Below are 24,882 nucleotides of genomic sequence, written 5' to 3' on the forward strand. Positions count from 1 at the left end.
CATCGCACCCCGATCCTGTGGGCGCCACGGCCCCTGCGTAGGCTGGATCCGTGACCGAGCAGACCGCATCCGAGACCGTCGCGAGCGCCCCCGTCCCGGCCGCGCTCGTGCTCGCCGCCGCGGTGCAGTGGGCGCCCGGCGAGGACGCCGAGGCCAACCGCGCCGCGGCCGCCGCCTGGATCGACCGCGCCGCCGCCCGCGGGGCGCGGCTCGTCGTGCTGCCGGAGTACTCGCAGCACTGCTCGGCCGACCTCGCCGCCACGGCGCCGGCGGCCGCCGAGCCGCTCGAGGGGCCGTTCACCGCGATGCTCCGCGAGCGGGCCGAGGCGCACGGCGCGCTGGTCGTCGCCGGGATGCTGGAGCGCACCGAGCGGGGCGGCGTCGCGAACGTCGTGGTCGCGGTCGACGGCACGGGCATCCGGGCGGCGTACCGCAAGGTGCACCTGTACGACGCGTTCGGCACGCGCGAGTCCGACTGGCTCGAGGCGGGGGACCCCGCGCAGCTACCCGTGGTCGAGGCGCTGGGCCTGCGCATCGGCATCGAGACCTGCTACGACCTGCGCTTCCCGGAGGCGACCCGGCGGCTCGTCGACGCGGGCGCCGACGTCGTCGTGGTGCCCGCGGAGTGGGTGCGCGGCCCGCAGAAGGAGCGGCACTGGACGACGCTCGTGACCGCGCGCGCGATCGAGTCGACCGTGCACGTCGTCGCGGCAGACCAGGCGCCGCCGCTCGGCGTGGGCTGCTCGGCGATCGTCGACCCGATGGGCGTCGCGCTCGCCGCGCTCGGCGATGCCGAGGACGTGGCGGTGGCGCCGATCGACCTCGCCGTCACGGCGGCGACGCGCGAGCGCAACCCCTCGCTCGCGAACCGGCGCTACCGGATCGCCTGACCGCCCCCGGGCGCCCTCTCCGGCCGCGCATCGATCCCCAGCTGGTGGAGCGTGCGGATCGCGGCGTCCTCGCGATCGGGCTCGTCGAGCGTGATGACGGCCTTCCAGAGCGCCCAGCCGGCGCCCCGCCGCCACTCGTCGTCGTCCGCGTCCAGCGCGTCCCGGAGCGCCGCGCGGCCTCCGGCGTCGCACCACTGCCACGCGAGCGCCAGGTCGCACGCCGGATCGCCCACGGCGGTCTGCCCGAAGTCGATCGGCGCGGCGAGCCGGCCCTCGCGCACGAGCAGGTTGCCGGGCGCGACGTCGCCGTGCAGCCAGCGTGCGCGGTCGGCGGGTGCGGCGGCGCGCGCATCCGCCCACGCCGCGCGCGCGGCCCCCGCGTCCAGCCGGTCGGCGCTCGCGCGGATCGCTCGCTCGACCTCGTCGTCCCACTGCGCGAGCGGGGCGCCGCGGCCGGCGCTGTGCGGGCCGGGCTCGGGCCCGACCGGGTCGACGGCGCGCAGGTCGCGCAGCAGGCGCGCGATGTCGGCGACGAGCTCCAGGCTCGGCGGCCGCGTGCCGTCGGCGGCCTCGCCTTCGATCCAGCGGCGCACGGTCCACGGCCACGGGTAGCCGCGCCCGGGCCGCCCGACCGCGAGCACCTCGGGCACCGGCCACGGCAGCGCCGAGGCGAGGTGCGGGAGCCAGCGCACCTCCTTCTCGACCTGCGGCACATAGCCCTCGGCGCTCGGCAGGCGCACGCCCATCGCATCGCCGAGCCGGAACGAGCGGTTGTCCCAGCCGTCGACGTCGACCGGCCACACCGGCAGGTGCGCCCAGGCGGGCAGCTGCTCGGCGACGAGCGCCCGGACGAGCGCCGCGTCGATCGTCGGGGCGCGCATCCGCCTCAGACGACGGGCGCGAGGGCGGAGCGGAGGCCCGCGAGGCGCCCGGCGGCGTCGCCGAGCATGTCGTCCGACTTGCAGAACGCGAAGCGCAGCGTGGAGCGCAGGTCGCGCCGGGACGGCCGGGCGAGCGCCGAGAGCGGCACGCCCACGACGCCGACCAGCTCGGGCAGCCGGCGCGCGAGGTCGGTCGCGTCCTCGACGCCGAGCGGCGCCGCGTCGGCGAGCAGGAAGTAGCCGGCGCGCGCGTCGTGCACCTGGAAGCCCGCCTTCCGCAGGCCCCGGGCGAGGATGTCGCGCTTGCGCGTGAACGACTGGACGATCGTGTCGAAGTGCTCGTCGGGCAGCCGGAGCCCCGCGGCGACCGCCGGCTGGAACGGCGCGCCGTTCACGAAGGTCAGGTACTGCTTCACCGCGCCGATCTGGGCGATCCGCTCCGGGCTCGCCATGATCCAGCCGATCTTCCAGCCGGTGACCGAGAACGTCTTGCCGGCCGACGAGATGGAGACGAGGCGGTCGCGCGCGGCGTCGATGGTGGCGATGGGCACGTGCCGCTCGTCGTACACGAGGTGCTCGTAGACCTCGTCGGTGACGATGATCGCGTCGCGGCGCTCGGCGACGCGCACGATGTGGCGCATCGACTCCTCGGTGAACACCGTGCCCGTCGGGTTGTGCGGCGAGTTCACGACGATCATGCGCGTGCGCGGGCTCGTCGCCCGCAGCAGCCGGTCGGGATCGGGCTGGAAGTCGGGCGCGGCGAGCGGCACGGGCACGAGCACGGCGCCGGCGAGCGCGGCGACCGCGGCGTAGGCGTCGTAGTACGGCTCGAAGACGATGACCTCGTCGCCGGGGGAGAGGTAGGCGAGCATCGTCGCGGCGAGCGCCTCGGTGGCGCCGGCGGTCACGAGGACGTCGCCGCGGCCGAGGCCGATGCCGTAGAAGCGGCGCTGGTGCTCGACGACCGCGTCGATGAGCTCCTGGCTGCCGCGGCCCGGCCCGTACTGGTTGCAGCCATGGTCGATCGCGTGCTTCGCCGCGTCGAGCACGGCGCGCGGGCCGTCCTCGTCGGGGAAGCCCTGCCCCAGGTTGAGGGCTCCGGTCGCGGCGGCGAGGGCGGTCATCTCGGCGAAGATCGTCGGCGCGAGCCGACCGTCCGCGCCGAGCAGCCCCGCGCCCGCCGCCGTGCGCTGCCAGGGTGCCTGCTCCATGCCTCGACGCTACTCGCTCGCCGGTGCCGGCGCCGCCATCGGGATCCGTGCGGCGCATCGACCAGCACCGCATCGGACCCGCAAAGGAATCGCATGGCGACGAGTGGCACCGTTCTACGCATGACGAACCCGTACGACCGCGTGCCGAACCCCGCGGCGCCGCAGCAGCCTCCCGCGCAGCCCGCCGGAGCCTGGCAGTGGCAGCCGCCGCGCCGCCCCGAGGGCGACGCGCATCTCGCGCCCCGCGACGCCGGCCCGAGCGCGCCGCACGCCGACGCGAGCGCGCCCCAGCCCGGCGCCTCCGCGCCCCAGCCCGCGGCGTCCGCGCCCCGGCCGGGCGCCTCGACGCCCGCACCCGGCGGCTCGGCGGCGGGCGGCCACGCGGCGTGGCAGGCGCCGTCGACGCCGCACGCCGGCCCCGGGTCCTCGACCCCGGCGCCCGGCCCCTACGGCCAGCACCACGATCCGCGCACCGGCGCGTTCGGCGAGTCGAGCCGCGCCTTCGCGACCGCGAGCACCGTGCCCCTCGGCGCGGCCGGGCACGGCGGCCCGGGCGCGCCCTGGCAGCCCGCGGGCGGCTCCGGCGAGCCGCCGCGCCGCCGCCGCGCGGGCCTCGCCGCCGGCGCGCTCGCCGCGGCCGTGCTGCTCGGCGGCGCCGCGGGCTTCGGCGGCGGCGCGCTCTTCGCCGCGCAGAACCCGCAGCAGCCGTCGACCGCGAGCGGCCAGACGGTGCAGGGCGAGACGGTCGCCGACCCGCAGACCATCGCCGACGTCGCCGCGACCGCGGGCGGCTCCGTCGTCACGGTGCAGGCCGCGTCGCAGCAGGGATCGGGGGAGGGCTCGGGCGTCGTCATCGCCGCGGGCGGCTACATCGTCACGAACAACCACGTCGTCACCCTCGACGGTGCGACCGCGAACGCGAACGTCACCGTGCAGACCAGCGACGGCCGGCTGCTCCAGGCGGAGGTCGTCGGCACGGACCCGACGGTCGACCTCGCCGTGCTCAAGGTCGACGCCGAGCTGCCCGTGGTCACCTTCGCCTCGAGCGACGACGTGCGCGTCGGCGACACCGCGATCGCGATCGGCGCGCCCCTCGGCCTGTCGAACTCGGTGACCGACGGCATCGTCTCGGCGGTCGACCGCGGCCTCCAGGTGGCGTCGAGCGAGGCGCCGAGCGGCGACCAGCAGCAGTCGCAGCAGTCGCCCTTCGGCTTCTGGCAGCCGGACGGCACCCAGGCCGCGCAGGAGGACATCTCGATCCCCGTCGTGCAGACCGACGCGTCGATCAACCCCGGCAACTCCGGCGGCGCGCTGCTCAACGCCTCGGGCCAGCTCATCGGGGTCAACGTGGCGATCGCGAGCATGGGATCGTCGCAGGGCTCCGGCAGCTCCGGCTCGATCGGCATCGGCTTCGCGATCGAGGCGAGCCTCGTGCAGCGCGTCGTGCAGGAGATCATCGACACGGGCGCCGCGAGCCACGGGCTGCTCGGCGCGTCGGTGAGCGACGTCACCGACGCCTCCGTCGGCACCGTCGGCGCGCAGATCCAGGAGCTCAGCGCGGGCGGCGCGGCCGAGGCCGCCGGCCTGCGGGCGGGCGACGTCATCACGGCCGTCGACGGCGCGCCCGTCACGAACGCGGTCGACGCCACGGCCCAGGTGCGGGCCCACGCGGGCGGCACGGCCGTGACGATCACCTACGTGCGCGACGGCCAGGAGGCCGAGGCCGAGGCGACGCTCGGCACGCTCGAGTAGGGCTCAGCCCGCGCGGCCCGACGGCGCGTCGTCCCCCTCGCGGGGCGGCGCGCCGTCGTCGTGCCGGTCGTCGGCCGCGGCGCCCTGGTCGACGTGCTCGTCGCCGCGCTCCCGGAACCGTCGGAACCCGCCCGCGAGCCCCTCGCGCTCGATCGCCCGCGCCTCCGTGATGCGCTGGCCGAGGCTCGGCCGCACCTCCTTGATGCGCGGGGCGAGCTCGGGGCCGAACGACAGCGGCGCGGGGCCGAACGCCTCGCGAGCGGCCTTGACGACCTGTCGGCCGAGGATGTTGTTGCCGACGCCGCCGATGGCCGCGCCGATGCCGAACGGCAGCGCGCGCCCGAGCATCGACGTGCCGGTGTTGCGCGCCATCCGGCGCAGGAAGGCGCGCCGCAGGAAGTCGACCACCTGCCCCATCGAGCCGGTGGGGAGCCGGCTCGTGATGAGCTCGCCCCAGAAGGCCTGGCCGGCCTGGCCGCGGCCGATCGTCTGCTGGGCGACGCGGCGCACGAGCGCCTTGCCGCCGGAGCCGAGCATGAGGCCCATGACGAGCGCCTTCGCGCGCTCGGGGTCGTCGACGTGGATGCCGTGCACCTCGGTGACGGCCTGCGCGAAGAACGCGCTCGCCTCGAGGAATCCGATCGTCTCGACGGCGGTGAGGCCGAGGGCGGCGGCGGTGCCGATGCCGGGCACGACGGCGGTGGCGCCGACGGCGGCGCCGCCGGCCGAGACGGCCGCGACGTACTGGCGCTCGAGGCGCTGCACCACTTGCTCGGGGGTGAGCTCGGGGTGCTTGCGGCGCAGCTCGCGCAGGTGGTTCACGACGAGCGGTCGCTGGGCGTCGATGACGCGGTCGAGCGTGCGCATGAGCCAGCCGAGGTCGTCGTCGCGCTGGATGTCGGCCATGGGTCCCTCCTCCGGGCGCGGCTCGCGCCGCGGCTCCCGATCATCGCCGATCCAGCCGGGGAGCGGGCTGAACGACCCGGCCGCCGCGTGGGATCATGGAGGCATGACGGACACGACCGGACCCGGCACGATCGGCGGCGGCGGCAGCACCGACGTGCTCGACCGCGAGCTCGAGAAGCTCCTCAACGGCGAGCTCACGGACGAGGGCGACCACGACCGCTTCTCGCACTACGTGAAGAAGGAGAAGATCCTGCAGTCGGCGCTCTCGGGCAAGCCGGTGCGCGCCCTGTGCGGCAAGAAGTGGACGCCGGGGCGCGACCCCGAGAAGTTCCCCGTCTGCCCCACGTGCAAGGAGATCTACGAGAAGCTCCGCGACGAGTAGCCGCGGCGCGGCGCCTCAGCGGAAGCGCGTCGGCAGCACGGGCTCGCCGCGCGCCAGGCGGTGCGCGTCGCCCGGCAGCTCGGCCACGGAGGCGTCGTGGCGCTCGCGCGCCGTCGCGACGCCCTCGGCGCCCAGCCAGCGCTCGTCGACCTCGCCGCCGGCCACGAGCGGAACCTGCAGCGCGCGGCCGGCGCGCGCGGCCTCCGCGAGCACGGCTTCGTCATCGGTGACGAGCACCGTCTCCTCGACGGCGACGCCGCCCTGCAGCGTGCGCACCGCGACCTTCTCGCCCGGCTTCGACGCCTTGTCCTCGGAGTGCTTCGCCACGCCCACCCAGGCGCCGTCGTCGCCCCGGCGGGCGACGAGCTTGTAGACCATGCCCGCGGCCGGCGCGCCGGAGCCCGTGACGAGGCTCGTGCCCACGCCGTACGCGTCGACCGGGCTCGCCTGGAGGCCCGCGATCGCGTGCTCGTCGAGGTCGCTCGTCACGGTGATGCGCGTGCCGGTCGCGCCGAGCGAGTCGAGCAGGCGGCGCGCGTCGGCGGCCACCTCGACGAGGTCGCCGGAGTCGAGCCGGATGCCGCCGAGCCCGGTGCCCGCGACCTCGACGGCCGTGCGGATGCCCTGCTCGATGTCGTAGGTGTCGACGAGCAGCGTCGTGCCGACGCCGAGCGCATCGATCTGCGCCTGGAAGGCCTCGGCCTCCGAGTCGTGCAGGAGCGTGAACGAGTGGGCGGCGGTGCCCATGGTCGGGATGCCCCAGCGGCTGCCCGCGGCGAGGTTCGACGTGGCCGAGAAGCCGGCGATGTAGGCGGCGCGCGCGGCGGCGATCGCGGCCTCCTCGTTGGCCCGGCGCGAGCCCATCTCGGCCACCGGGCGGCCCTTCGCGGCGCGCGTCATGCGGGTCGCGGCGTTCGCGACCGCGGAGTCGTAGTTGAGCACCGAGAGCGCGAGCGTCTCGAGCACCACGGCCTCGGCGAACGAGCCCTCGACGACGAGCACGGGGGAGCCGGGGAAGTAGAGCTCGCCCTCGGCGTAGCCGCGGATGTCGCCCGAGAAGCGGTACTCCGCGAGCCAGTCGACGAGGTCGGCGGACGCCCACGGACGGATGCTCGCGAGCTCGGCGTCGCCGAAGCGGAACTCGGCGAGGCGCTGCAGGAACCGACCGGTGCCGGCGACGACGCCGTACCGGCGGGCGCCGGGGAGGCGTCGGGCGAAGACCTCGAAGACGGAGGGGCGGAACGCCGTGCCCGAGCGCATCGCTGCGTCGATCATGGTGAGCTCGTAGCGGTCGGTCATGAGCGCGGTGTCGGTCACGTGCAGAAGCCTACGACGGGCCCCATCCGCGGGGCCCGTCAGCGCTCTCGGCCGATAGCGTGGATCGGTGCGCACGATCGAGCCCTCCGCCCTGCTGTCCGAGATCGAGCTGCGCGAGCCGCGGCCGGAGGACGCCGAGCGGTGGGCCGCGTTCCTGGTCGAGGAGCAGCGGCGCACCTACGGCGCGCTGCTCCCCGACGGCTTCGGCGACCGCGACCTGTCGAAGGGCTCGATCCGGCTGCTCGCGGGTGCCTTCGCCGAGCCGGGCGACGCCGTGCGCCGCATCGCGTGGCACGGCGACCGGATCCTCGGCGTCGCGGCCGCGACCGCGGGGCCCGCGCCGTGGGAGGTCGAGCTCGGGTTCGTCCCCGCGCCCGCCGAGCGCGAGCTCGGCCGGCTCTACGTGCACGCCGACGCGCACGGCACGGGCCTCGGGCACGTGCTGTTCGACGCGGTCGTCGACGAGCGGCCCCACTACCTGTGGCTCATCGACGGCAACGCGCGCGCGAGCCGCTTCTACGAGCGGCGCGGCTTCCGCCACCTCGACGAGCGGGTGTCGACGGGGCCGAGCTGGGGGCACATCCCGATGCATCGGATGCTGCGCGGCTGAACGGCGAGGGAGCGCACTGCGTACGGTCGTACGCAGTGCGTGTACGATCGTACGCATGACAGGGCGAGACTGGTTCCCCGGCGACGACCGCACCAACCGCGAGCGCATGCTCGCCGGCGACCTCTACATCGCCGACGACCCCGAGAGCGGCGCTCGGCACGACCGGGCCGTGCGGCTCGCCGACGCGTACGGCCGCGCCTTCGTGGCCGACGCGGCGGCCGCGCGGCCGCTCCTCGAGGCGCTCGTCGGCGAGCTCGGGGAGGGCACCGTCGTCACCCCGCCGCTCTTCGTCGACTACGGCGAGCACATCCGCATCGGCCGCGGCACCTTCGTGAACTACCACCTCACGGCCCTCGACGTCGCGCCGATCACCATCGGCGAGGACTGCCAGATCGGGCCGAACGTGCAGCTGCTCACCCCCACGCATCCCATCGACCCCGAGGCGCGCCGCGCGAGGCTCGAGGCGGCCGAGCCCATCACGATCGGCGACAACGTGTGGCTGGGCGGCGGCGTCATCGTCTGCCCCGGCGTCACGATCGGCGAGAACTCGGTCATCGGCGCGGGCGCCGTCGTCACGCGCGACATCCCCGCCAACGTCGTGGCGGTCGGCAACCCGGCGCGGGTCATCCGCGAGATCGCATGACGCGCCGCACCGATCCGGAGCGGCGGGACCGGATCGTCGACGCGTGCCTCGACGTGCTCGTCGAGCACGGGGTGGCGGGCGCGTCGCACCGCCGCGTCGCGGCGGCGGCCGACGTGCCGCTCGGCTCGATGACCTACCACTTCGACGGCTTCGAGGCGCTGCTCGCGGAGGCCTTCGGGCGCTTCGCGGCGGCGGCCGCCTCGCGCTTCGAGGCCGCGATGGCGGAGGCCGAGGGCGCGGATGCGGCGATCGCCGCCGCGGCGTCGCTCGCGCGCGGCGCCGTGCTCGGCACCCGGCGCGAGCTCGTGCTCACGCAGGAGCTCTACACGCTCGCCGCCCGCGACGAGCGGTTCCGCGCGATCACGACCGCGTGGATGGCGCGCAGCCGCGCCGCCCTCGAGCGGCACCTGGAAGCCGAGGCCGCGCGCGGCGTCGACGCGATGATGGAGGGCCTCACCCTGCACCGCGCGCTCGACGCCCGCTGGGGCGACGACGGCGCGGACGGCAGCGGCGGAGCAGTCCCCGATCCCGAGGTGCTGCTCCGCCGCGTGGCCGGGCTGCCGGACTAGCCGAGCAGGCCCTGCTCCTCGAGCCAGTCGGCCGCGATGTCGGCCGCGGGCGCCTGCTCGTCGACCGAGCGTCCGTTGAGCGCGAGCAGCTCCTCGGAGGTGAGGGCGGCGGAGACCTCGTTCACGATCGCCTGCGCCTCCTCGTCGACCTTGTCGCTCGCGACGGGCACGACGTTCGACGCCAGGAAGAGGCCCTCCGGGTCCTCGAGCACGACGAGGTCGTTCTTCGCGATCGACGGGTCGCCCGTGTAGACGATGGCGAGCTGGACGTCGCCGTCCTGCAGCGCGCGGATGGTGAGCGGGCCGCCGCCGTCCTCGATCGGCGTGAAGCCGACCTCGACGCCGTAGGTGTCCGCGAGGCCCTGCGGGCCGTTGGGACGGCTCTCGGCCTCGGAGTTGGCGCCCATCGTGAGAGGCACGTCGACGTCGGCGAGGTCGGCGATCGAGGTGACGCCGTACTCCTCCGAGAACTCGCGCGTGACGACGTACGAGTCCTGGTCGGTGGCGGGCGCCTGGTCGAGGATCGTGATGCCCTCGGGGGCGGCCTCGACGAGCGCGTCGTACACCTCGTCGCTCAGGCGCTCGGCGGGCTCATCGGCCCACACCTGGAGGAGCGGTCCGGTGTACTCGGGGAAGAGGTCGATCGCGCCCGACTCGATCTCGGGCAGGTAGATCTCGCGCTGGCCGATGCGCAGGTCGCGCTCGATCGTGTAGCCGCCGGCCTCGAGGGCCTGCGCGTAGAGCTCGGCGATGATCTCGTTGGAGTAGTAGTCCTGCGAGCCGACGACGAGCGTCGTGCCGTCGCCGCCGCCCGAGCTGGGGGCCGCCGAGTCGCCGCCCTCCTCGAGCGGGTCGGCGGAGGCGCAGCCGGCGAGCACGAGGCCAGCGGCTCCGATCATGGCGAGGGCGGTGCCGGCCCTGCGGAAGGTGCGGTTCATGCGGTGTTCCTCTCTGGTGCGCGCGCGGTGGCGCGCGCGGGGACTGCGGTCGGTTCGGCGCGGCGGGCCGCGGCGGATTGGAGTGCCTGGAAGACGAGCTCGACGGCGAGCGAGAGCAGGGCGACGAGCAGGGCGCCCGCGAGCATCACCTCGTAGTCGCCCGCCTTGACGCCCTGGAAGATGGGCCGGCCGAGGCCGGTGTTCGACACGTAGGCGGCGAGGGTGGCCGTCGAGATCACCTGCAGCGCTGCGGAGCGGACGCCGCCGATGAGGACGGGCGCGGCGAGCGGCAGCTCGACCTGCAGCACGATCTGCCGCTCGCTCATGCCGATGGCGCGGGCGCCGCCGACCGTCGCGCGGTCGACCGACTCGACGCCGGCGTAGGCGCCCGCGAGCACGGGCGGCAGCGCCAGCACGAGGAGCGCGAGGTAGGGCGCCTCGAGCCCGATGCCGAGCGCGAGGCCGAAGATCGTGAGCAGGCCGAGGGTCGGGATGGCGCGGGCGCCGCTCGTGAGCGCGACGACGAGGCCGCGGCCGCGGCCCGTGTGGCCGATGAGCACGCCCGCGGGGATGCCGATCGCGGCCGCGAGCGCGAGCACGGCGCCCGAGAACGTCAGGTGCTCGAGGATGCGCAGGCCGAGCGAGCTCGGGCCCTGCCAGTTGGCGGGGTCGAGGAGGTAGGCGATCGCCTCGGCGAAGAGGTTCATGCGGGCACCGCCTTCCGCCACGGCATGGCGACCCTGCCGACGAGCACGATGACCGCGTCGAGCGCGAACGCGACGACGACCGTGAGCACGAGGCCGGTGACGATCGAGGCGTCGATGCCGCGCTGGAAGCCGTCGGTGAAGAGCGTGCCGAGGCTCGAGATGCCGATCACGGCGCCGACCGTGACGAGGCTCACGGTCGACACCGCCATGACGCGCAGCGACGCGAGCATGACGGGCCCGGCGAGCGGCAGCTCCACCCGCCAGAACCGCGCCCACGCGGAGTGGCCGAGCGCGTCGGCGGCGAGCATGGTGTCGCGCCCCACGGAGCCGAACGCGTCGGCGGCGCCGCGCGCGAGCAGCGCGATGCCGTAGAGCGTCAGGCCGATGATCGCGACCCAGGGCGAGCGCGCCGCGAGGCCGAAGATCGCGGGGATCATGATGAACAGCGCCAGCGACGGGATCGCGTAGAGCAGGCCCGTCGCCGTCAGCAGGGGCGTGCGGATGCGCCGGTGCCGCGCCGCGAGCCACCCGAGGGGCACCGAGATGGCGAAGGCGAGCACGATGGGCACCGCCGACAGCCACAGGTGGTCGAGCAGCAGCCCCCACACGATGTGGAGGTTCTGGCTGAGCCACTGCACGGTCGCTCCCTCAGCCGGCCAGGACGCCCGTGGGGCGGTCGTCGCCGTCGACGACGATGCGGCGGCCGTCGACCTCCCGCACCGAGAGCGTGCGGCGGGAGGTGCCCGCGCCGACGAACCGCGACACGAACTCGTCGGCGGGGTTCGCGAGGATCTCGGCCGGCGTGCCGCGCTGCGCCACCTCGGCGCCCTTGCGCAGCACGAGCACCTCGTCGCCGAGCGCGAACGCCTCGTCGATGTCGTGCGTGACGAACAGGATGGTCTTGCCGAGCTCCGACTGCAGCGTGCGCATCTCCTGCTGCAGCTGGTCGCGCACGATCGGGTCGACCGCGCCGAAGGGCTCGTCCATGAGCAGGATGTTCGGGTCGGCCGCGAGGGCACGGGCGACGCCGACGCGCTGCTGCTGGCCGCCGGAGAGCTGCGCGGGGTAGCGGTCGCCGAGCTTCGGGTCGAGCCCGACGCGCTCGAGCAGGCCGAGCGCGGCGCTGCGGGCCTCGCGCCGGCTCGTGCCCTGCAGCACCGGCACGGTCGCGACGTTGTCGGCGACGGTGCGGTGGGGGAGCAGGCCGCCGGCCTGCAGCACGTAGCCGATCGAGCGGCGCAGCTCCACCTTGTCGATGGAGCGCACGTCGACGCCATCGATCGAGACGGTGCCGCTCGTGGGCTCGACCATGCGGTTCACCATCCGCAGCAGCGTCGTCTTGCCGCAGCCGGAGGATCCGACGAGCACGACGACGCCGTGCGAGGGCACCTCGAGCGTGACGTCCTCGACCGCGACGGTGCCGTCGGGGTACTCCTTGCGGACGGCGTCGAACCGGATCATGCCTGGACTCCTCGCCGTCGCGTCGCGACCTCGCCGGTGGGAATGCCGAATGTACCGGGCGCCACCCACACTTCCTCTGAACGAGCCGGGAGGAGCCTGCGCGCGGCTAGGCTCGAGGACGTGCAGCGCCCCATCGGAGTCTTCGACAGCGGCGTCGGCGGGCTCACCGTGGCGCGGGCGCTCATCGACCAGCTGCCGAACGAGTCGATCACGTACATCGGCGACACGGCGAACGGCCCGTACGGCCCGCGCGCGCAGGACGAGGTGCGCGGCCTCGCGCTCGACGTGCTCGACACGCTCGTCGGCCAGGGCGTGAAGATGCTCGTCATCGCGTGCAACACAGCATCCGCCGCGACCATCGACGTCGCGCGCGAGCGCTACGAGGCCGGCATGGGCATCCCGGTCGTCGAGGTCATCGATCCCGCCGTCCGCGCCGCCGTCGCGCAGAGCCGCAGCGGTCGGATCGGCGTCATCGGCACCGCCGGCACGATCGGCTCCGGCGCGTACCAGCGGGCGTTCGCCGCGGCGGGCGTGCCGCACGTGACCGCCGCGGCCTGCCCGCGCTTCGTCGAGTTCGTCGAGGCGGGCGTCACGACGGGCGACGACGTGCTCGGCGCCGCGCGCGAGTACCTCGCGCCCGTGCTCGCCGAGCGGCCCGACACCATCGTGCTGGGCTGCACCCACTACCCGCTGCTCGCGGGCGCGATCGGCTACGTCGCCGGCCCCGACGTGCGGCTCGTCTCGAGCGCCGAGGAGACCGCGGCCGACGTGTACCGCATCCTCTCGGACCGCGGGATGCTCGCGGCCGAGGGCAGCGTGCCGACGTACGAGTTCGAGGCGACCACCGAGGCGCAGGAGCCGTTCCTGCGGCTCGCGCGGCGGTTCCTCGGGCCCGAGGTCACGCACGTCGAGTTCACGCAGACGGGGGTCATCGTGCTCCCGGACCGGATCTGAAGGAGGGCGCATGGCGCGCAAGGACGGCAGGACCCCCGACGAGCTGCGGCAGGTCACGATCGAGCGCGGCTGGAGCGAGCAGGCCGAGGGCAGCGCCCTCGTCTCGTTCGGTCGCACGAAGGTGCTGTGCACCGCATCCGTGCTGCCCACCGTGCCCCGCTGGATGTCCGGCAAGGGCAAGGGCTGGGTGACGGCGGAGTACGCGATGCTGCCCCGCTCGACGAACGAGCGCATGGACCGCGAGAGCGTCAAGGGCCGCGTCGGCGGCCGCACGCACGAGATCTCGCGCCTCATCGGCCGCAGCCTCCGCGCCGTCGTCGACCTCAGGGCGCTCGGCGAGGTCTCGATCGCGATCGACTGCGACGTGCTCCAGGCCGACGGCGGCACCCGCACGGCCGCCATCACGGGCGCCTACGTGGCGCTCGCGGAGGCGATCGCCTGGGCGCAGGCCAACGGCCGCATCCCGAAGAGCGCGACGCCGCTCATCGACTCGGTCGCCGCCGTCTCGGTCGGCGTCATCGACGGCGAGCCGATGCTCGACCTCGCCTACGTCGAGGACGTGCGCGCCGGCACCGACATGAACGTCGTCGCCACCGGTCGCGGCCTGTTCGTCGAGGTGCAGGGCACCGCCGAGGGCGCGCCCTTCGACCGGCGCGAGCTCGACGCGCTGCTCGACCTCGCGCTCGCGGGCACGGAGCGCCTCACGGCGATCCAGCGCGACGCGCTCGAGGGGGCCGGCGCATGACGAACGTGGGCGCGACCGGGATCGACGCGCGCGGCGGCGGCCTGCAGGTCGTGGTCGCCACGCACAACCCGCACAAGGTCGAGGAGCTCCAGCGCATCCTCGCGCCGCTGCTGCCCGGCGTCGAGCTGCTCGCGGACGACGGCCCCGAGGCGGTCGAGGACGGCGACACGTTCGAGGCGAACGCGCTCATCAAGGCGCGTGCCGCCCACGAGCGCACGGGCCTGCCGGCGCTCGCCGACGACTCCGGCATCGCCGTCGCGGCGCTCGGCGGCGAGCCCGGCATCCACTCGGCCCGCTACGCCGGGACGCGCGTCGACGCCGACAACGTCGCGAAGCTGCTCGCCGAGCTCGAGGGGCGCGACGACCGCGCCGCGAGCTTCGTGTGCGCGGCCGCCTGGGTCGACGCCGACGGCGAGGTCGTCGAGCTGCGCGAGTGGACGGGCACGGTCGCGGATGCGCCGCGCGGCGAGGGCGGGTTCGGCTACGACCCGGTGTTCCTGCCCGACGACGCCGACGGCCGCGCCGCCGCGGAGCTCAGCCCCGAGGAGAAGGACGCGCGCAGCCACCGACGGCTCGCCTTCACGGCGCTCGCGGAGCGCGTCGCCGGGCGATGATCCCCTCGACCGCCGCCGAGGACTACGTCAAGGCGATCTACGGCCACACCGAATGGCAGCCCGAGCCCATCTCGCCCTCGCAGCTCGCGGCGGCGCTCGGGCTCGCGAACTCCACGGTGACCGAGATGGTGAAGAAGCTCGCGGCCGCGGGCCTCGTGCGGCACCGGCCCTACGGCGCGGTCGAGCTCACCGACGAGGGCCTCGCGCTCGCGCTGCGGCAGGTGCGCCGCCACCGGGTGGTCGAGACGTGGCTCGTCGAGCAGCACGGCTACGACTGGGACGAGGTGCACGACGAGGCCGAGGTGCTCGAGCACGCCATGAGCGACCGGCTGCTCGACTCGCTCGCGGCCGCGCTCGGCGACCCGGTGCGCGATCCGCACGGCGACCCCATCCCGGCCGCCGACGGCACCGTCGTGCGGCCCGACGCCGTGCTGCTCGCGGAGGCGGCCGTCGGCCACGTGGGCGCGGTCGTGCGCATCTCGGACGCGGATCCGGCGATGCTGCGCTTCCTCGCCGATGCGGGCATCGCGCTCGACGCGGCGGTGGAGGTCGTGGGGCTCAAGCCCTACTCGGGCTCGATCGAGGTGCGGGTGGCGGGCGCCGACGTGGCGCTCGGCCCGGATGTCGCGCGCGCCGTCTGGCTCGCTTCCTAGGACGCGCCGCGCGCGTCAGCGCAGCAGGTCCTGGTCGGTCGTGCCCGACAGGTCGAGCGTCTGCACCTGGCCCGTCGCCGTGCCGTCGCGCAGCTCCTGCTCGACCTCGCGGCGCGACTGGATCGCGTGCCAGACGATGGCGATGATCGCGATCGCGACGACGCCGAGCAGCACGAGGTCGATGTACGAGGTGACGAAGTCGGCGACGCCCGGGATGTGCGCCACGCCCCACCCGAGCAGCGGCAGCCCCGCGCCCCAGAGCGCGCCGCCGATGACGTCGAGCTTGAAGAACGTGCGCCACGGCATCCGGCCGACGCCCGCCGCGACGGGCATGAACGTGCGGACGATGCCGATGAAGCGGGCGATGATGACGGCCGCGGCGCCGTAGCGCACGAAGAAGCGGTTCGTGCGCTCGATCGTGCGATGCGAGAACAGCCCGTGCGACTTCCGCTGGAAGATCGGCGGGCCCGCCTTGTGGCCGATGAAGTAGCCGAGCTGGTCGCCCGCGACCGCGCAGAGCCAGATGCACATGCAGACGAGCCAGATGGGCTGGGGGATGACGCCGGTGTACGAGAGCACGCCCGCGATCACGAGCAGCGTGTCGCCGGGCAGCAGGAAGCCGACGAGCAGGCCCGTCTCGACGAAGACGATGGCGCAGACCAGGAGCAGGGCGAGCGCGCCGGCGCCGGAGATGAGGCCCTCGATGTCGATGAGGAACTCGGCGGGCAGGGGATGCACGGGGCGCGCTCCTTCGCGGACGGGTCGACGGGTGTCGACCTGCAGTGCGGGAGAGGGGACTCGAACCCCCACGCCACGGGGGCACAGGAACCTAAATCCTGCGTGTCTGCCAGTTCCACCACTCCCGCGCAGGTGTGCTCAGCGTAGCGCCCCTGGCGCACGACCCGGTGCGCGGCTCAGGGCTTCCGGGGGACGTCCTGAGCCGGGTGTGCGAGGGTGGCCGGATGGACATGCGCGCCCTCGTCACCGGGGCCTCGGCGGGGCTCGGCGCGGAGCTCGCGCGCCAGCTCGCGGCCGACGGCCTGCAGCTCGTGCTCGTCGCCCGCGACCGGGCCAGGCTCGAGGCGCTCGCGGCCTCGCTGCCGGTCGACTGCGAGGTGCTCCCGGCCGACCTCACCGACCCCGAGCAGCTCGACCGGGTGGCGGCGAGGCTCGCCGACCGGGAGCGCCCGATCGACGTGCTCGTCTCGAACGCCGGAGGCGGCATCCTCGCCGAGCTCTCGGAGTCGGAGGCCGCCGACGAGCGCCGCCTGCTCGACCTCCTCGCGTGGGCGCCGCTGCGGCTCGCGCACGCGGCGCTGCCGGGGATGCTCGAGCGCGGCCGCGGCGGCATCCTCACGGTCGCGAGCGTCGCGGGCCTGCTGCCGACCGGCACGTACTCGGCGGCGAAGGCGCACGCGATCGCGCTCTCGCGGTCGATCGCCGCCCGCTACCGGCCCGACGGCATCCGGGCGACGGCCCTGCTGCCCGGATTCCTCGACACGGAGTTCCACGACCGGCTGGGCATCGACAACGCGTTCGTGCCGGAGATCGCGTTCGCGAGCGTGGAGACGGTCGCGCGCGAGGGCCTCCGAGGCCTCCGGAAGGGCCGGCCCGTCGTGGTGAGCGACTGGCGGTACCGGCTCGTGCGGCCGATCATCCCGCTCGTGCCCGACCACCTGCTCGGCGGCTGGAGCATGGCGCGCCTCGATCGGCGCGACGACGACGGGATGCACGTGCCGGGTCGCGCGGCCGGCCGGCACGACGACCCGGCTCGGGGCGACGACCGCGGCGACGACGACCGCCCCCGCGACGTCGGACGCCACGCATGACGGCCGCCGCCCCGCAGCACGAGGTGGTCGCGGTGCTCGGTGCCGGTGTCATGGGCGCGGGCATCGTGCGCACGTTCACGCGCGGCGGCTGCGCGGTGCGCGTCTACGACCCGCGCGCCGACGTCGCGGCGGCGGCCGCCGCGAGCGCGGGGGAGCGCGCGAGCGCGCACGGCTCGGTCGCCGAGGCGGTCGAGGGCGCGACGATCGTGCTCGAGGTCGCGCCGGAGCGCCTCGACGTCAAGCTCGCGCTGCTCGCCGAGGTCGAGGCCGCGAGCGCCGACGCGCTCATCGCCTCCAACACCTCCTCGATCGCCGCCGACGCGCTCGCGGCAGGGCTCGCCGATCCGTCGCGGCTCGTGATCGCGCACTTCTTCAACCCGTCCGACACGGTGCCGCTCGTGGAGGTGGTGCCGGGGCCCGCGACGCCGCCCGAGGCGGTCGAGCGGATGCGGGCGCTGCTCGAGGCGTGCGGCAAGACCGCCGTGCCGCTCGCCGAGCAGGTGGAGGGCTTCATCGCCAACCGGCTGCAGGCGGCGCTGTACCGCGAGGCGATGCACCTCGTGGCGCACGGCATCGCGACGCCGGAGCAGGTCGACGCGGCCGTCACCGCGGGCCTCGGCCCGCGCTGGGCGCTCGCTGGGCCGTTCGAGGTGATGGACCTCGGCGGGCTCGACGTGTGGACCTCGGTGGCCGACGGCATCTTCCCGAGCCTCGACGACGCATCCGCCGCCCCGCCGCTGCTGCGGGAGCGCGCCGAGCGCGGCGACCTCGGGGCGAAGAGCGGCCGCGGCTTCGCCGAGCACGACGCCGATGCGCCCGCCCGGTTCGCGCGCCGGCTCGCGGCGCTGCTCGCGGCGCGCGAGCGGCTCGACGCCGACGGCGCGGCCGGCTGACGGGCTAGGCGGCGCCGCGACGCCGCACGAGGCTCCAGGTGTTGCCGCCCGAGCGCTCGTGCGTGAACTCGTCGAGCGCCGCGACCGCCATCGCGAGCCCGCGGCCGGACTCCTCGAGCGGCGCCGCCATCTCGGCCTCGTCGAGGTCGACGCTCGCGGGCCTGGCGGTGTCGACGAACGACGCGGCGAGCCGCTCGGGCGCCACCTCGAGCCGCACCCGCACGCGCACGCTGCCGGGCGGCAGCCCGTGCTCGGCGATGTTCGTCGCGACCTCGCTCACGGCGAGCTGGAACAGCACGCGGTCGTCGGCGGCGACGTCGTCGGCCGCCTCGTAGAGCCGCTCGAGCGCGTCGAGCACCTGCTCGACGAGGCGCAGGTCGGCCGGACCCTCGAGGGTCGTGGCGTGCGCGTCAGTCGCCATCGAAGGCCGTCGCGGCCGAGTCGTGCGCGCGGAGCACGCGGTCGAGGTTCGTGAGGCGCAGGACCGTGCGCACGGCCTCCGGCACGGCCGCGATCCGCAGGTCGCCGCCGGCGAGCCGGGCGGCCTTGAGCGCCCCGATGAGCGCGCCGAGGCCCGAGGAGTCGACGAACTCGGTGCCGGCCATGTCGACGACGATGCGGGCAGTGCCGGCGTCGATCGACTGCTGCACCGCCTGCCGCAGCTGCGGCGCGGCGACGGCCGTGAGGCGGCCCTCCGGCGCGATGGTCGCGATGCCGGATGCGGTGGTGACGGCGATGTTCATGCGGTTCCCTTCGACGGTTCGCGGTCGACGGCCTCCTGCGGGGGCTCCCCGCCGAAGCCGCGGTAGCGGGCGGCCTGGATGATGACGCTGAGCGCCAGCAGGTCGTAGGCGACCCAGACCGTGTTCACGAGCGTGCCCGTGCCGTCGGCCGTGCCGACGACGACGCGGCCGACGCCGATGATCAGGGCGAGCAGCAGCATCCCGATCGCGGTGAGCTGCGGCCAGATCTCGCGCCAGGGCACGCGCCCCTCGGCGACCTTGTCCTTGCGGGTGACGACGAAGTCGAGCGGGGTGCGCAGCACGACGTTGGCGAACGACGTGACGCACGCCTTGATCCACACCGGGAACAGCGCGAGCGAGTACTGCTGGCCGCGCCACGTGCGGATGCCGCGCGCGACGACGACGAAGAGCACCTGGTTGACGAGGAAGTACGGCAGGAAGCGCAGGAAGAAGTCGACCGACCAGGCCGTCACCGGCAGGATCCCGAGCACGAGGTAGACGACGGGCGCGGCGAGGTACACGACGGCGGCGAAGCCCGACAGGTAGCTCCACATCGTGCCGAAGTACATGAGCCGCTGGCCCGCGCTCAGGCCGCGCTTGAGGAGCGGGTTGTCGCGCAGCAGCACCTGCATGGTGCCCTGCGCCCAGCGCAGGCGCTGCTTGAGCATCGTGCCGAGGTCGTCCGGGGCGAGGCCGTGCGCCAGCACCTCGTGGTGGTAGACGCTGCGCCAGCCGAGCGAGTGCAGCTGCATCGCCGTCGCCATGTCCTCGGTGACCGAGATGGTCGCGAGCGGCTGCAGCGGCTGCGCCTCGCCCGGGCGGTCCACGCGCAGCGCGTCGAGGAGGGCCGAGACGGCGTCGACGGCGCCCAGCGGCGACAGGTCGGAGGCGGCGAGCCGGGCGAGGGCCGCGTCGTCGATGACGACGACGCCCAGCTCGGCGTCGCGCTGGACCGGGAGGGCCTGCAGCTCGGCGAGGTCGTCGTGCATGCGCGCGACGTCGAGCGCGACGAGCCGCTGCGAGGCGGCGTCGACCGCCTCGCGCACTCGGAAGGTCACGTCGGCGATGTGGCCGCCCTCGTCGATCTCCGACCGCGCGGCGCCCACCTCGGCGCGCAGGCGCGAGAGCTCGGCGCGCAGCTCCGGCTCGTTCGAGCGGCGGTGCGCCTCGCGGGCCAGCAGGCTCTCGGCGGCGCGGAGCGTGCGCCGCGTCGACGCCTCCACGTCGCGCACGTAGCCGACGATGCCGAGCTGCATGAGCGCATCCCGCCGCAGCACCGCGTTGGAGCCGCAGAAGAACGCGGCGTTCCAGCCGTCCTTGCCCTGCTGGATGGGCCCGTAGAAGAGCGGCGCCTGGCTGCCGAGCGGGTCGGCCTCGTCGACGTTCGAGAACCACTGCGGCGTCTGCACGAGCGCCACCTGCGGGTCGTCGGCGAAGTAGCCGAGCGTGCGCTCGAGGATGAGCGGGTCCGGCACCTGGTCGGCGTCGAGGATGAGCAGGAACTCGCCGTCGGTCTGGAACAGCGCGTTGTTGAGGTTGCCGGCCTTCGCGTGGCGCGGCTTGCCGTCCCAGTCCGCCGAGCGGCGGATGTAGCCGATCCCGGCGGCGCGCGCGGCGGCCTCCATCTCGGGTCGTGCGCCGTCGTCGAGGATCCACGTCTCGTGCGGGTAGGCGATGCGCTTCGCGGCGTGCGCGGTCGTCATGACGAGCTCGATCGGCTCGTTGTAGGTGGTGATGAAGACGTCGACGGTGCCCTGCGGCGGTGACGTCGGCCTCGGCCGCTGCTTGGCCCTCCACATCGTGGTGGCGAACAGGATGGTGTCGATGAGGCTGTAGGTCTCGGCGATGACGAGCGGCACCGCGATCCACCACGCCGACCAGTTCACCGACTCCAGCCACCGCCAGGCGACGTAGTTGACGCCCAGCAGCACCGAGAGGGTGGCGAGGATGCGGATGACGAGCAGCCGCATCAGGCGCTCCTCCGCACGACGACGACGGTCACGTCGTCGGGCGCGCGGCGCTCGCGGGCGAGCCGCACCGCCTCCTCGACGGCGCCCTGCGGGCCGTGCTCGGCGAGCGTGCGGCTCACGTGCTCGAACGGCCGCTCCGCGTCGAGGATGTCGAGCAGCCCGTCGCTGCAGCACAGCAGCGCGTCGCCCGGCTCGAGCGCGACGCTCGCGGAGCGGCGGTCCTCGCCGAGCCCCATCCCGAGCGGGAGGCCCGTGGATCGCAGCCGCTCCCAGGATCCGTCGGCGCGCAGCGCGAAGGCGAGGCTGTGGCCGGCGTCGACGAACTCCAGCTCGCCCGTCTCGAGCCGCAGCGAGGAGTGGAAGGCGGTGACGAAGACGTTCGCCTCGGACAGGCTCTCCTCGAGCAGCCGGTCGACCTCGGCGACGGAGCTCGCGAGGTCGCGGTGCGGGGCGGTGCGCAGCGAGGCGCGCACCGAGGCCGCGATGATCGCGGGGCCGGTGCCCTTGCCCATGACGTCGGCGACGGTGACGCGCAGGTCGTCCTCGTGGGCGACGATGTCCCAGAAGTCGCCGGAGATGGCGCCCGCCGCGGCCGAGGCGCCGGCGAGCTCGTAGCCCGGGGCCTCCGGGAGGCGCTGCGGCGCGAGCGCGCGCTGCACGAGGAGCGCGCCGTCGAGCTCGCGCGAGCGGGCGAGCTCGAGCTGCACCCAGCCGGCGAGCTCCTGGAGCAGCGCGACCTGGCGCTCGTCGAGCTCGCGCGGCTCGGTGTCGAGGATGCAGAGCGTGCCCACGTGCTCGCCGCCCGGCGCCTCGAGGGGGTGGCCGGCGTAGAAGCGGAGGTGCGGGTCGCCCTGCACCCAGGGGCTGTCGGCCCAGGCGGGATCGGCCGCCGCGTCGGGCACGACGTTCGTGGCGCCGAGCCGCGCGGTCGCGTCGCAGAACGAGCCAGCGCGCGGCGCCTCGCGCCCGCCGAGGCCGATCTCGGACTTCCGCCACTGGCGGTCGTGGTCGAGCAGCGTCACGCTCACCATCGGCACGCGGAAGAGCTCCTGCGCGAGCCGCGTGATGCGGTCGACCCGCTCGTCGGTCGGCGTGTCCACCACATCGAGCTCGTCGAGCGCCCGTTGGCGCCGTGGCTCGTCAATCATCGAACTGCCCCCTCGTGACTGGTCGGCATCCCGGCTCCGGCCTCGGTGGAGCCTCCCTCCAGCACATCGTGCACCATCCGCATCCTTGCGGGCCAGGGATCGGCGGCCGACGGCCTGCCAGGACGCTGATCGCCCACGCCCAGGAACGGGTGGTTGCGTGGGTGACATGACCGAACCCATCCGCGCCGTCTACGTCAACGGCACGCTCACCCCCTCGCCCGGCGAGAGCCACACCGACCTGCTCATCGAGGCGAGCGCCGACATCCTGCGTCAGCAGGGCGTCGAGGTCGAGGTGATCCGTGCCGTCGACCACGACATCGCGCCGGGCGTGCAGCCCGACATGACCGAGCACGGCATCGCGACCGATGCGTGGCCGCAGCTGTGGGAGCGCATCTCGAGGGCCGACATCCTCGTGCTCGCGACGCCGATCTGGCTCGGCAACCTCTCGTCGGTCACGCGCCGCGTCATCGAGCGGCTCTACGCGCAGTCGGGCGACCTCAACGACAAGGGGCAGTCGAGCACCTACGGCAAGGTCGCCGGCCTGCTCGTGGGCGGCAACGAGGACGGCATGAAGCACGTGGCTGCCGAGACCCTCTACGCGCTCGGCCACATCGGCTACACGATCCCGCCGCAGGCCGACGCCGGCTGGGTGGGGGAGGCCGGCCCCGGCCCGTCGTACGGCGACGAGCTCGACGACGGCTCCATCGCGGGCGCCGACAACGACTTCACGAAGCGCAACATCACGATCATGGCGTGGAACCTGCTGCACCTCGCGCGCATGCTGCAGGGCGGCATCCCCAACGAGGGCAACGACCGCAACGCGTGGGAGCGCGGCGAGCGCTTCGGCTTCCACAACCCCGAGTACCGCTGACGCGGACCGGGCACCGACCACCGCCCGCCGTCCGGCGGGCGCACCCCTGACAAGACATCCGAGCGAGGAGAGCCCCATGGCAGACATCACCCTGCACATCGACGACACCGGCGCCCCCGAGGGCGGCGGCGGCCGACCCGTCGTGCTCATCCACGGCTGGCCGCTCTCGGCCGAGGCGTGGGACGCCCAGACCGACGCGCTCGCGAGCGCCGGCTACCGGGTGGTCGCCTACGACCGCCGCGGCTTCGGCCGCTCCGACAAGCCCGAGGACGGCTACGACTACGACACCTTCGCGGCAGACCTCGACGGCGTGCTGCGCGAGCTCGACCTCACCGACGTCACGCTCGTCGGCTTCTCGATGGGCGGCGGCGAGGTCGCCCGCTACGTCTCCGCGTACGGGCAGGAGCGCATCCGCTCGGTCGTCTTCGCGGCGGCCGTGCCGCCGTTCCTGCTGCAGTCGGACGACAACCCCGACGGGCCGCTCACGGAGGAGGCCTACCAGGGCATGCGCGGACAGCTCGAGGCCGACCGCGACGCGTTCCTCGACGGGTTCACGACCGGCTTCTTCTCGACGGATGCGGGCATCCAGGTGACCGAGGAGCAGCGGCAGGAGGCGCTGACGCTCGCGAAGCAGTCGTCGCAGACGGCTGCGCTCGGCGCGATGGACGCGTGGGCGACGACCGACTTCCGCGACGACATCGGCACGATCACCGTGCCGACGCTCGTCATCCACGGCGACGGCGACCAGACGGTGCCGTACGAGGGCTCGGGCAAGCGCACCGCCGAGACGATCGAGGGCAGCGAGCTGCACGTGATCGCGGGCGCCCCGCACGGCCTCAACGTGTCGCACGTCGACGAGTTCAACCGGGTGCTGCTGGACTTCCTGCAGCGCTGACGCGGGCGCGGCGCTCCCGCCGCGCGCTCGAGCGGCCGTCCCATCGCGGGGCGGCCGCTCTCGCGTGGCGCGCCGATCGACCCGATCGAGTGGCCGTCTCGCGCCCCCGAGCGGTCACCTCATGCTCGGGATCGGTCACTTCCTGCATCGAGTGGTCACGAAGCGCTGGGAGTGGTCGCTTCCTGCAGCACGACGTGACCACTGATCGCACGCATCGACCACTCGCTGCAGCGGGCTCGAGCTGAGGCCCGTGACCGACGTGAGCCCCGTGGATCCTGGCGCGTGTGGGCGCGGGGGAGCAGGATGCCGGCCATGCGCGTCATCGACTGGCTCATGGAGGGCGACCCGGCGATCCGCTGGCAGGTCATGCAGGACCTCCTGGATGCGGATCCGGCCGAGGTCGCGGACGAGCGCGCGCGGGTCGCGCGCGAGGGGTGGGGCGCCGCGCTGCTCGCCGCCCGCGGCGCCGACGGCCAGTGGGCTGGCGGCGCGCACTTCCCGACGGCGGAGCCGGAGCTGCCCGGTCAGCCGTGGACGTCGACGTCGCACGTGCTCACCGAGCTGCGGCTGCTCGGCCTCGACCCGCGCAGCCCCGAGGCGCGGGAGGTCGTCGACGACGTGCGCCGGGTCACGTGCTGGGAGCACGACGGCCAGCCCTTCTGGGAGGGCGAGGTGGAGCCGTGCATCAACGGCGCGCTCGTGACGAACGGCGTCCACTACGGCGTGCCGGTCGACGGGGTCGTCGAGCGGCTGCTCGGCAAGCGCATGGCCGACGGCGGCTGGAACTGCGAGCAGGAGCACGGCAGCACCCGATCCTCGTTCGACTCGACGATCGCCGTCCTCGAGGCGATGGCGGCCCAGGAGCGCGTGACCGACGACCCGCGCGTGCGCGAGGCGCGGCTGAGCGGCGAGGCATACCTGCTCGAGCGCGGCCTGCTGCGGCGACGCTCCACGGGCGAGGTCGTCGACGAGGACTACCTGCGGCTCGCGTTCCCGCCGCGCTGGCACTACGACGTGCTGCGGGCGCTCGAGCACCTCCGCGCGGTCGGCGCGGAGCCGGACGAGCGGATGCGCGAGGCGATCGACGTCGTCCGCGGCAAGCGGCAGGGCGACGGCACGTGGCCGCTCGAGGTGCGGTGGGGCGGCGACGCCCGCATCGACCACGGGCCGGTCGGCGAGCCGAACCGCTGGATCACCCTGAAGGCGCTCCGCGTGCTGCGGTGGGCGGGCGAGGACGTCTAGCAGGGGGTGCCGGAGCTCCGCGCCGACGCGCTCCCGCGAGACCTGATCGAGGATCGGG

At 74.6% G+C, this 24,882-nt stretch carries 28 protein-coding genes and 1 tRNA gene; 15 read left to right on the top strand and 14 right to left on the bottom strand.

Annotated elements, in window-relative coordinates; genetic code table 11:
- Positions 1 to 50 precede the first annotated feature (50 nt).
- Positions 51 to 890, top strand: a complete 840-nt coding sequence (locus IEW90_RS05425; protein ID WP_229679496.1) for a nitrilase-related carbon-nitrogen hydrolase — start codon at positions 51 to 53, stop codon at positions 888 to 890.
- Here IEW90_RS05425 and IEW90_RS05430 read toward each other — a convergent pair.
- Positions 875 to 1,771 carry a phosphotransferase gene (locus tag IEW90_RS05430; RefSeq protein ID WP_188716825.1) on the bottom strand — a complete coding sequence of 299 codons (897 nt, stop codon included), beginning with the start codon at positions 1,769 to 1,771 and terminating at the stop codon, positions 875 to 877. The genes IEW90_RS05425 and IEW90_RS05430 overlap by 16 nt on opposite strands.
- Positions 1,772 to 1,776: 5 nt before the next feature.
- Positions 1,777 to 2,982 carry an aminotransferase class I/II-fold pyridoxal phosphate-dependent enzyme gene (locus tag IEW90_RS05435; RefSeq protein WP_188716827.1) on the bottom strand — a complete coding sequence of 402 codons (1,206 nt, stop codon included), beginning with the start codon at positions 2,980 to 2,982 and terminating at the stop codon, positions 1,777 to 1,779.
- Positions 2,983 to 3,102: 120 nt separating this feature from the next.
- On the opposite strand from IEW90_RS05435, the gene IEW90_RS05440 reads away from it, so the two are divergent.
- On the top strand, positions 3,103 to 4,734 hold the full coding sequence (locus IEW90_RS05440; protein ID WP_188716829.1) for a S1C family serine protease: 1,632 nt from the start codon (positions 3,103 to 3,105) through the stop codon (positions 4,732 to 4,734).
- A gap of 3 nt (positions 4,735 to 4,737) precedes the next feature.
- Here IEW90_RS05440 and IEW90_RS05445 read toward each other — a convergent pair whose 3' ends face one another.
- On the bottom strand, positions 4,738 to 5,640 hold the full coding sequence (locus tag IEW90_RS05445) for a hypothetical protein (protein WP_188716831.1): 903 nt from the start codon (positions 5,638 to 5,640) through the stop codon (positions 4,738 to 4,740).
- 103 nt (positions 5,641 to 5,743) lie between these two features.
- On the opposite strand from IEW90_RS05445, the gene IEW90_RS05450 reads away from it, so the two are divergent.
- Entirely contained in the window at positions 5,744 to 6,022 is a 279-nt protein-coding gene (locus tag IEW90_RS05450) for a DUF3039 domain-containing protein (RefSeq protein WP_188716833.1), read from the top strand.
- A gap of 15 nt (positions 6,023 to 6,037) precedes the next feature.
- Here the strand turns inward: IEW90_RS05450 and IEW90_RS05455 are convergent, their stop codons facing one another.
- Entirely contained in the window at positions 6,038 to 7,321 is a 1,284-nt protein-coding gene (locus tag IEW90_RS05455; RefSeq protein ID WP_229679609.1) for a nicotinate phosphoribosyltransferase, read from the bottom strand.
- Positions 7,322 to 7,406: 85 nt separating this feature from the next.
- On the opposite strand from IEW90_RS05455, the gene IEW90_RS05460 reads away from it, so the two are divergent.
- From IEW90_RS05460 to IEW90_RS05470, 3 genes are read left to right on the top strand one after another with little or no spacing between them, the layout of a single operon-like run.
- Positions 7,407 to 7,949, top strand: coding sequence for a GNAT family N-acetyltransferase (locus tag IEW90_RS05460; RefSeq protein WP_188716835.1), 543 nt, complete (start codon positions 7,407 to 7,409; stop codon positions 7,947 to 7,949).
- Between the two features lie 55 nt (positions 7,950 to 8,004).
- The gene (locus tag IEW90_RS05465; protein ID WP_188716837.1) at positions 8,005 to 8,592 is read left to right on the top strand and encodes a sugar O-acetyltransferase; all 588 of its coding nucleotides are present in this window, start codon (positions 8,005 to 8,007) and stop codon (positions 8,590 to 8,592) included.
- Positions 8,589 to 9,161, top strand: coding sequence for a TetR/AcrR family transcriptional regulator (locus tag IEW90_RS05470; RefSeq protein ID WP_188716839.1), 573 nt, complete (start codon positions 8,589 to 8,591; stop codon positions 9,159 to 9,161). Before IEW90_RS05465 ends, IEW90_RS05470 begins: the two co-directional genes overlap by 4 nt.
- On the opposite strand, the gene IEW90_RS05475 is transcribed toward IEW90_RS05470, so the two are convergent.
- From IEW90_RS05475 to IEW90_RS05490, 4 genes are read right to left on the bottom strand one after another with little or no spacing between them, the layout of a single operon-like run.
- Positions 9,158 to 10,099 carry an ABC transporter substrate-binding protein gene (locus IEW90_RS05475; RefSeq protein ID WP_188716841.1) on the bottom strand — a complete coding sequence of 314 codons (942 nt, stop codon included), beginning with the start codon at positions 10,097 to 10,099 and terminating at the stop codon, positions 9,158 to 9,160. The genes IEW90_RS05470 and IEW90_RS05475 overlap by 4 nt on opposite strands.
- Positions 10,096 to 10,806 carry an ABC transporter permease gene (locus IEW90_RS05480; RefSeq protein ID WP_188716843.1) on the bottom strand — a complete coding sequence of 237 codons (711 nt, stop codon included), beginning with the start codon at positions 10,804 to 10,806 and terminating at the stop codon, positions 10,096 to 10,098. The genes IEW90_RS05475 and IEW90_RS05480 overlap by 4 nt, the downstream gene beginning before the upstream one ends.
- The gene (locus tag IEW90_RS05485) at positions 10,803 to 11,444 is read right to left on the bottom strand and encodes an ABC transporter permease (protein WP_188716845.1); all 642 of its coding nucleotides are present in this window, start codon (positions 11,442 to 11,444) and stop codon (positions 10,803 to 10,805) included. Before IEW90_RS05485 ends, IEW90_RS05480 begins: the two co-directional genes overlap by 4 nt.
- A gap of 10 nt (positions 11,445 to 11,454) precedes the next feature.
- A complete protein-coding gene (locus IEW90_RS05490) occupies positions 11,455 to 12,267 on the bottom strand; it encodes an ABC transporter ATP-binding protein (RefSeq protein WP_188716848.1) in 813 nt (270 codons plus the stop codon).
- 120 nt (positions 12,268 to 12,387) lie between these two features.
- On the opposite strand from IEW90_RS05490, the gene murI reads away from it, so the two are divergent.
- Genes murI through IEW90_RS05510 form a run of 4 tightly spaced genes read left to right on the top strand, consistent with a single transcriptional unit; the run spans position 12,388 to position 15,233 of the window.
- Positions 12,388 to 13,221 (top strand): glutamate racemase, encoded by an 834-nt coding sequence (gene murI, locus IEW90_RS05495; RefSeq protein WP_308421859.1) that lies wholly within the window; start codon positions 12,388 to 12,390, stop codon positions 13,219 to 13,221.
- 10 nt (positions 13,222 to 13,231) lie between these two features.
- A complete protein-coding gene (rph, locus tag IEW90_RS05500; protein ID WP_188716852.1) occupies positions 13,232 to 13,966 on the top strand; it encodes a ribonuclease PH in 735 nt (244 codons plus the stop codon).
- Positions 13,963 to 14,580: an RdgB/HAM1 family non-canonical purine NTP pyrophosphatase gene (gene rdgB, locus IEW90_RS05505; RefSeq protein WP_188716854.1), complete on the top strand. Its 618-nt coding sequence runs from the start codon at positions 13,963 to 13,965 to the stop codon at positions 14,578 to 14,580. The genes rph and rdgB overlap by 4 nt, the downstream gene beginning before the upstream one ends.
- Positions 14,577 to 15,233: a metal-dependent transcriptional regulator gene (locus IEW90_RS05510; protein WP_188716856.1), complete on the top strand. Its 657-nt coding sequence runs from the start codon at positions 14,577 to 14,579 to the stop codon at positions 15,231 to 15,233. The genes rdgB and IEW90_RS05510 overlap by 4 nt, the downstream gene beginning before the upstream one ends.
- Before the next feature lie 15 nt (positions 15,234 to 15,248).
- Here IEW90_RS05510 and IEW90_RS05515 read toward each other — a convergent pair whose 3' ends face one another.
- Together IEW90_RS05515 and IEW90_RS05520 are read right to left on the bottom strand one after the other, a co-directional pair.
- Positions 15,249 to 15,971 carry a DedA family protein gene (locus IEW90_RS05515; protein WP_188716858.1) on the bottom strand — a complete coding sequence of 241 codons (723 nt, stop codon included), beginning with the start codon at positions 15,969 to 15,971 and terminating at the stop codon, positions 15,249 to 15,251.
- Positions 15,972 to 16,016: 45 nt separating this feature from the next.
- Positions 16,017 to 16,099 (bottom strand) — tRNA-Leu (locus IEW90_RS05520).
- A 96-nt stretch (positions 16,100 to 16,195) separates the two neighbouring features.
- On the opposite strand from IEW90_RS05520, the gene IEW90_RS05525 reads away from it, so the two are divergent.
- Together IEW90_RS05525 and IEW90_RS05530 are read left to right on the top strand one after the other, a co-directional pair.
- The gene (locus IEW90_RS05525; protein WP_188716860.1) at positions 16,196 to 17,062 is read left to right on the top strand and encodes an SDR family NAD(P)-dependent oxidoreductase; all 867 of its coding nucleotides are present in this window, start codon (positions 16,196 to 16,198) and stop codon (positions 17,060 to 17,062) included.
- Complete coding sequence (locus tag IEW90_RS05530) at positions 17,059 to 17,955, top strand: 3-hydroxyacyl-CoA dehydrogenase family protein (protein WP_188716862.1); 897 nt, start codon at positions 17,059 to 17,061, stop codon at positions 17,953 to 17,955. The genes IEW90_RS05525 and IEW90_RS05530 overlap by 4 nt, the downstream gene beginning before the upstream one ends.
- A gap of 4 nt (positions 17,956 to 17,959) precedes the next feature.
- Here IEW90_RS05530 and IEW90_RS05535 read toward each other — a convergent pair whose 3' ends face one another.
- The 4 genes from IEW90_RS05535 to IEW90_RS05550 are packed head-to-tail and all read right to left on the bottom strand — an operon-like array spanning position 17,960 to position 21,816.
- Positions 17,960 to 18,376, bottom strand: coding sequence for an ATP-binding protein (locus tag IEW90_RS05535; protein ID WP_188716864.1), 417 nt, complete (start codon positions 18,374 to 18,376; stop codon positions 17,960 to 17,962).
- Complete coding sequence (locus tag IEW90_RS05540) at positions 18,366 to 18,698, bottom strand: STAS domain-containing protein (RefSeq protein ID WP_188716866.1); 333 nt, start codon at positions 18,696 to 18,698, stop codon at positions 18,366 to 18,368. The genes IEW90_RS05535 and IEW90_RS05540 overlap by 11 nt, the downstream gene beginning before the upstream one ends.
- Complete coding sequence (locus IEW90_RS05545) at positions 18,695 to 20,668, bottom strand: glycosyltransferase (RefSeq protein ID WP_188716869.1); 1,974 nt, start codon at positions 20,666 to 20,668, stop codon at positions 18,695 to 18,697. Before IEW90_RS05545 ends, IEW90_RS05540 begins: the two co-directional genes overlap by 4 nt.
- Positions 20,668 to 21,816 carry a PP2C family protein-serine/threonine phosphatase gene (locus IEW90_RS05550; RefSeq protein ID WP_188716871.1) on the bottom strand — a complete coding sequence of 383 codons (1,149 nt, stop codon included), beginning with the start codon at positions 21,814 to 21,816 and terminating at the stop codon, positions 20,668 to 20,670. The genes IEW90_RS05545 and IEW90_RS05550 overlap by 1 nt, the downstream gene beginning before the upstream one ends.
- A 166-nt stretch (positions 21,817 to 21,982) precedes the next feature.
- On the opposite strand from IEW90_RS05550, the gene IEW90_RS05555 reads away from it, so the two are divergent.
- The 3 genes from IEW90_RS05555 (at position 21,983) to IEW90_RS05565 (ending at position 24,824) form a co-directional block, all read left to right on the top strand.
- Positions 21,983 to 22,687 (top strand): flavodoxin family protein, encoded by a 705-nt coding sequence (locus tag IEW90_RS05555; protein ID WP_188716873.1) that lies wholly within the window; start codon positions 21,983 to 21,985, stop codon positions 22,685 to 22,687.
- Positions 22,688 to 22,763: 76 nt separating this feature from the next.
- Complete coding sequence (locus IEW90_RS05560) at positions 22,764 to 23,582, top strand: alpha/beta fold hydrolase (RefSeq protein ID WP_188716875.1); 819 nt, start codon at positions 22,764 to 22,766, stop codon at positions 23,580 to 23,582.
- A 312-nt stretch (positions 23,583 to 23,894) separates the two neighbouring features.
- The gene (locus tag IEW90_RS05565; RefSeq protein ID WP_188716877.1) at positions 23,895 to 24,824 is read left to right on the top strand and encodes a prenyltransferase/squalene oxidase repeat-containing protein; all 930 of its coding nucleotides are present in this window, start codon (positions 23,895 to 23,897) and stop codon (positions 24,822 to 24,824) included.
- The last annotated feature ends 58 nt before the right edge of the window (positions 24,825 to 24,882 follow it).

This window comes from Agrococcus terreus, from assembly GCF_014645235.1.
Taxonomy (GTDB): Bacteria; Actinomycetota; Actinomycetes; order Actinomycetales; family Microbacteriaceae; genus Agrococcus; species Agrococcus terreus.

What these genes read in the sequence shown, in the direction of transcription:
- IEW90_RS05430 (WP_188716825.1), bottom strand. Translation starts at nt 1,771, where the DNA reads ATGCGCGCCCCGACGATCGACGCGGCGCTCGTCCGGGCGCTCGTCGCC.
- IEW90_RS05435 (WP_188716827.1), bottom strand. Translation starts at nt 2,982, where the DNA reads ATGGAGCAGGCACCCTGGCAGCGCACGGCGGCGGGCGCGGGGCTGCTC.
- IEW90_RS05440 (WP_188716829.1), top strand. Translation starts at nt 3,103, where the DNA reads ATGACGAACCCGTACGACCGCGTGCCGAACCCCGCGGCGCCGCAGCAG.
- IEW90_RS05445 (WP_188716831.1), bottom strand. Translation starts at nt 5,640, where the DNA reads ATGGCCGACATCCAGCGCGACGACGACCTCGGCTGGCTCATGCGCACG.
- IEW90_RS05450 (WP_188716833.1), top strand. Translation starts at nt 5,744, where the DNA reads ATGACGGACACGACCGGACCCGGCACGATCGGCGGCGGCGGCAGCACC.
- IEW90_RS05455 (WP_229679609.1), bottom strand. Translation starts at nt 7,321, where the DNA reads ATGACCGACCGCTACGAGCTCACCATGATCGACGCAGCGATGCGCTCG.
- IEW90_RS05465 (WP_188716837.1), top strand. Translation starts at nt 8,005, where the DNA reads ATGACAGGGCGAGACTGGTTCCCCGGCGACGACCGCACCAACCGCGAG.
- IEW90_RS05470 (WP_188716839.1), top strand. Translation starts at nt 8,589, where the DNA reads ATGACGCGCCGCACCGATCCGGAGCGGCGGGACCGGATCGTCGACGCG.
- IEW90_RS05475 (WP_188716841.1), bottom strand. Translation starts at nt 10,099, where the DNA reads ATGAACCGCACCTTCCGCAGGGCCGGCACCGCCCTCGCCATGATCGGA.
- IEW90_RS05480 (WP_188716843.1), bottom strand. Translation starts at nt 10,806, where the DNA reads ATGAACCTCTTCGCCGAGGCGATCGCCTACCTCCTCGACCCCGCCAAC.
- IEW90_RS05490 (WP_188716848.1), bottom strand. Translation starts at nt 12,267, where the DNA reads ATGATCCGGTTCGACGCCGTCCGCAAGGAGTACCCCGACGGCACCGTC.
- rph (WP_188716852.1), top strand. Translation starts at nt 13,232, where the DNA reads ATGGCGCGCAAGGACGGCAGGACCCCCGACGAGCTGCGGCAGGTCACG.
- rdgB (WP_188716854.1), top strand. Translation starts at nt 13,963, where the DNA reads ATGACGAACGTGGGCGCGACCGGGATCGACGCGCGCGGCGGCGGCCTG.
- IEW90_RS05510 (WP_188716856.1), top strand. Translation starts at nt 14,577, where the DNA reads ATGATCCCCTCGACCGCCGCCGAGGACTACGTCAAGGCGATCTACGGC.
- IEW90_RS05525 (WP_188716860.1), top strand. Translation starts at nt 16,196, where the DNA reads ATGGACATGCGCGCCCTCGTCACCGGGGCCTCGGCGGGGCTCGGCGCG.
- IEW90_RS05530 (WP_188716862.1), top strand. Translation starts at nt 17,059, where the DNA reads ATGACGGCCGCCGCCCCGCAGCACGAGGTGGTCGCGGTGCTCGGTGCC.
- IEW90_RS05535 (WP_188716864.1), bottom strand. Translation starts at nt 18,376, where the DNA reads ATGGCGACTGACGCGCACGCCACGACCCTCGAGGGTCCGGCCGACCTG.
- IEW90_RS05540 (WP_188716866.1), bottom strand. Translation starts at nt 18,698, where the DNA reads ATGAACATCGCCGTCACCACCGCATCCGGCATCGCGACCATCGCGCCG.
- IEW90_RS05545 (WP_188716869.1), bottom strand. Translation starts at nt 20,668, where the DNA reads ATGCGGCTGCTCGTCATCCGCATCCTCGCCACCCTCTCGGTGCTGCTG.
- IEW90_RS05550 (WP_188716871.1), bottom strand. Translation starts at nt 21,816, where the DNA reads ATGATTGACGAGCCACGGCGCCAACGGGCGCTCGACGAGCTCGATGTG.
- IEW90_RS05555 (WP_188716873.1), top strand. Translation starts at nt 21,983, where the DNA reads ATGACCGAACCCATCCGCGCCGTCTACGTCAACGGCACGCTCACCCCC.
- IEW90_RS05560 (WP_188716875.1), top strand. Translation starts at nt 22,764, where the DNA reads ATGGCAGACATCACCCTGCACATCGACGACACCGGCGCCCCCGAGGGC.
- IEW90_RS05565 (WP_188716877.1), top strand. Translation starts at nt 23,895, where the DNA reads ATGCGCGTCATCGACTGGCTCATGGAGGGCGACCCGGCGATCCGCTGG.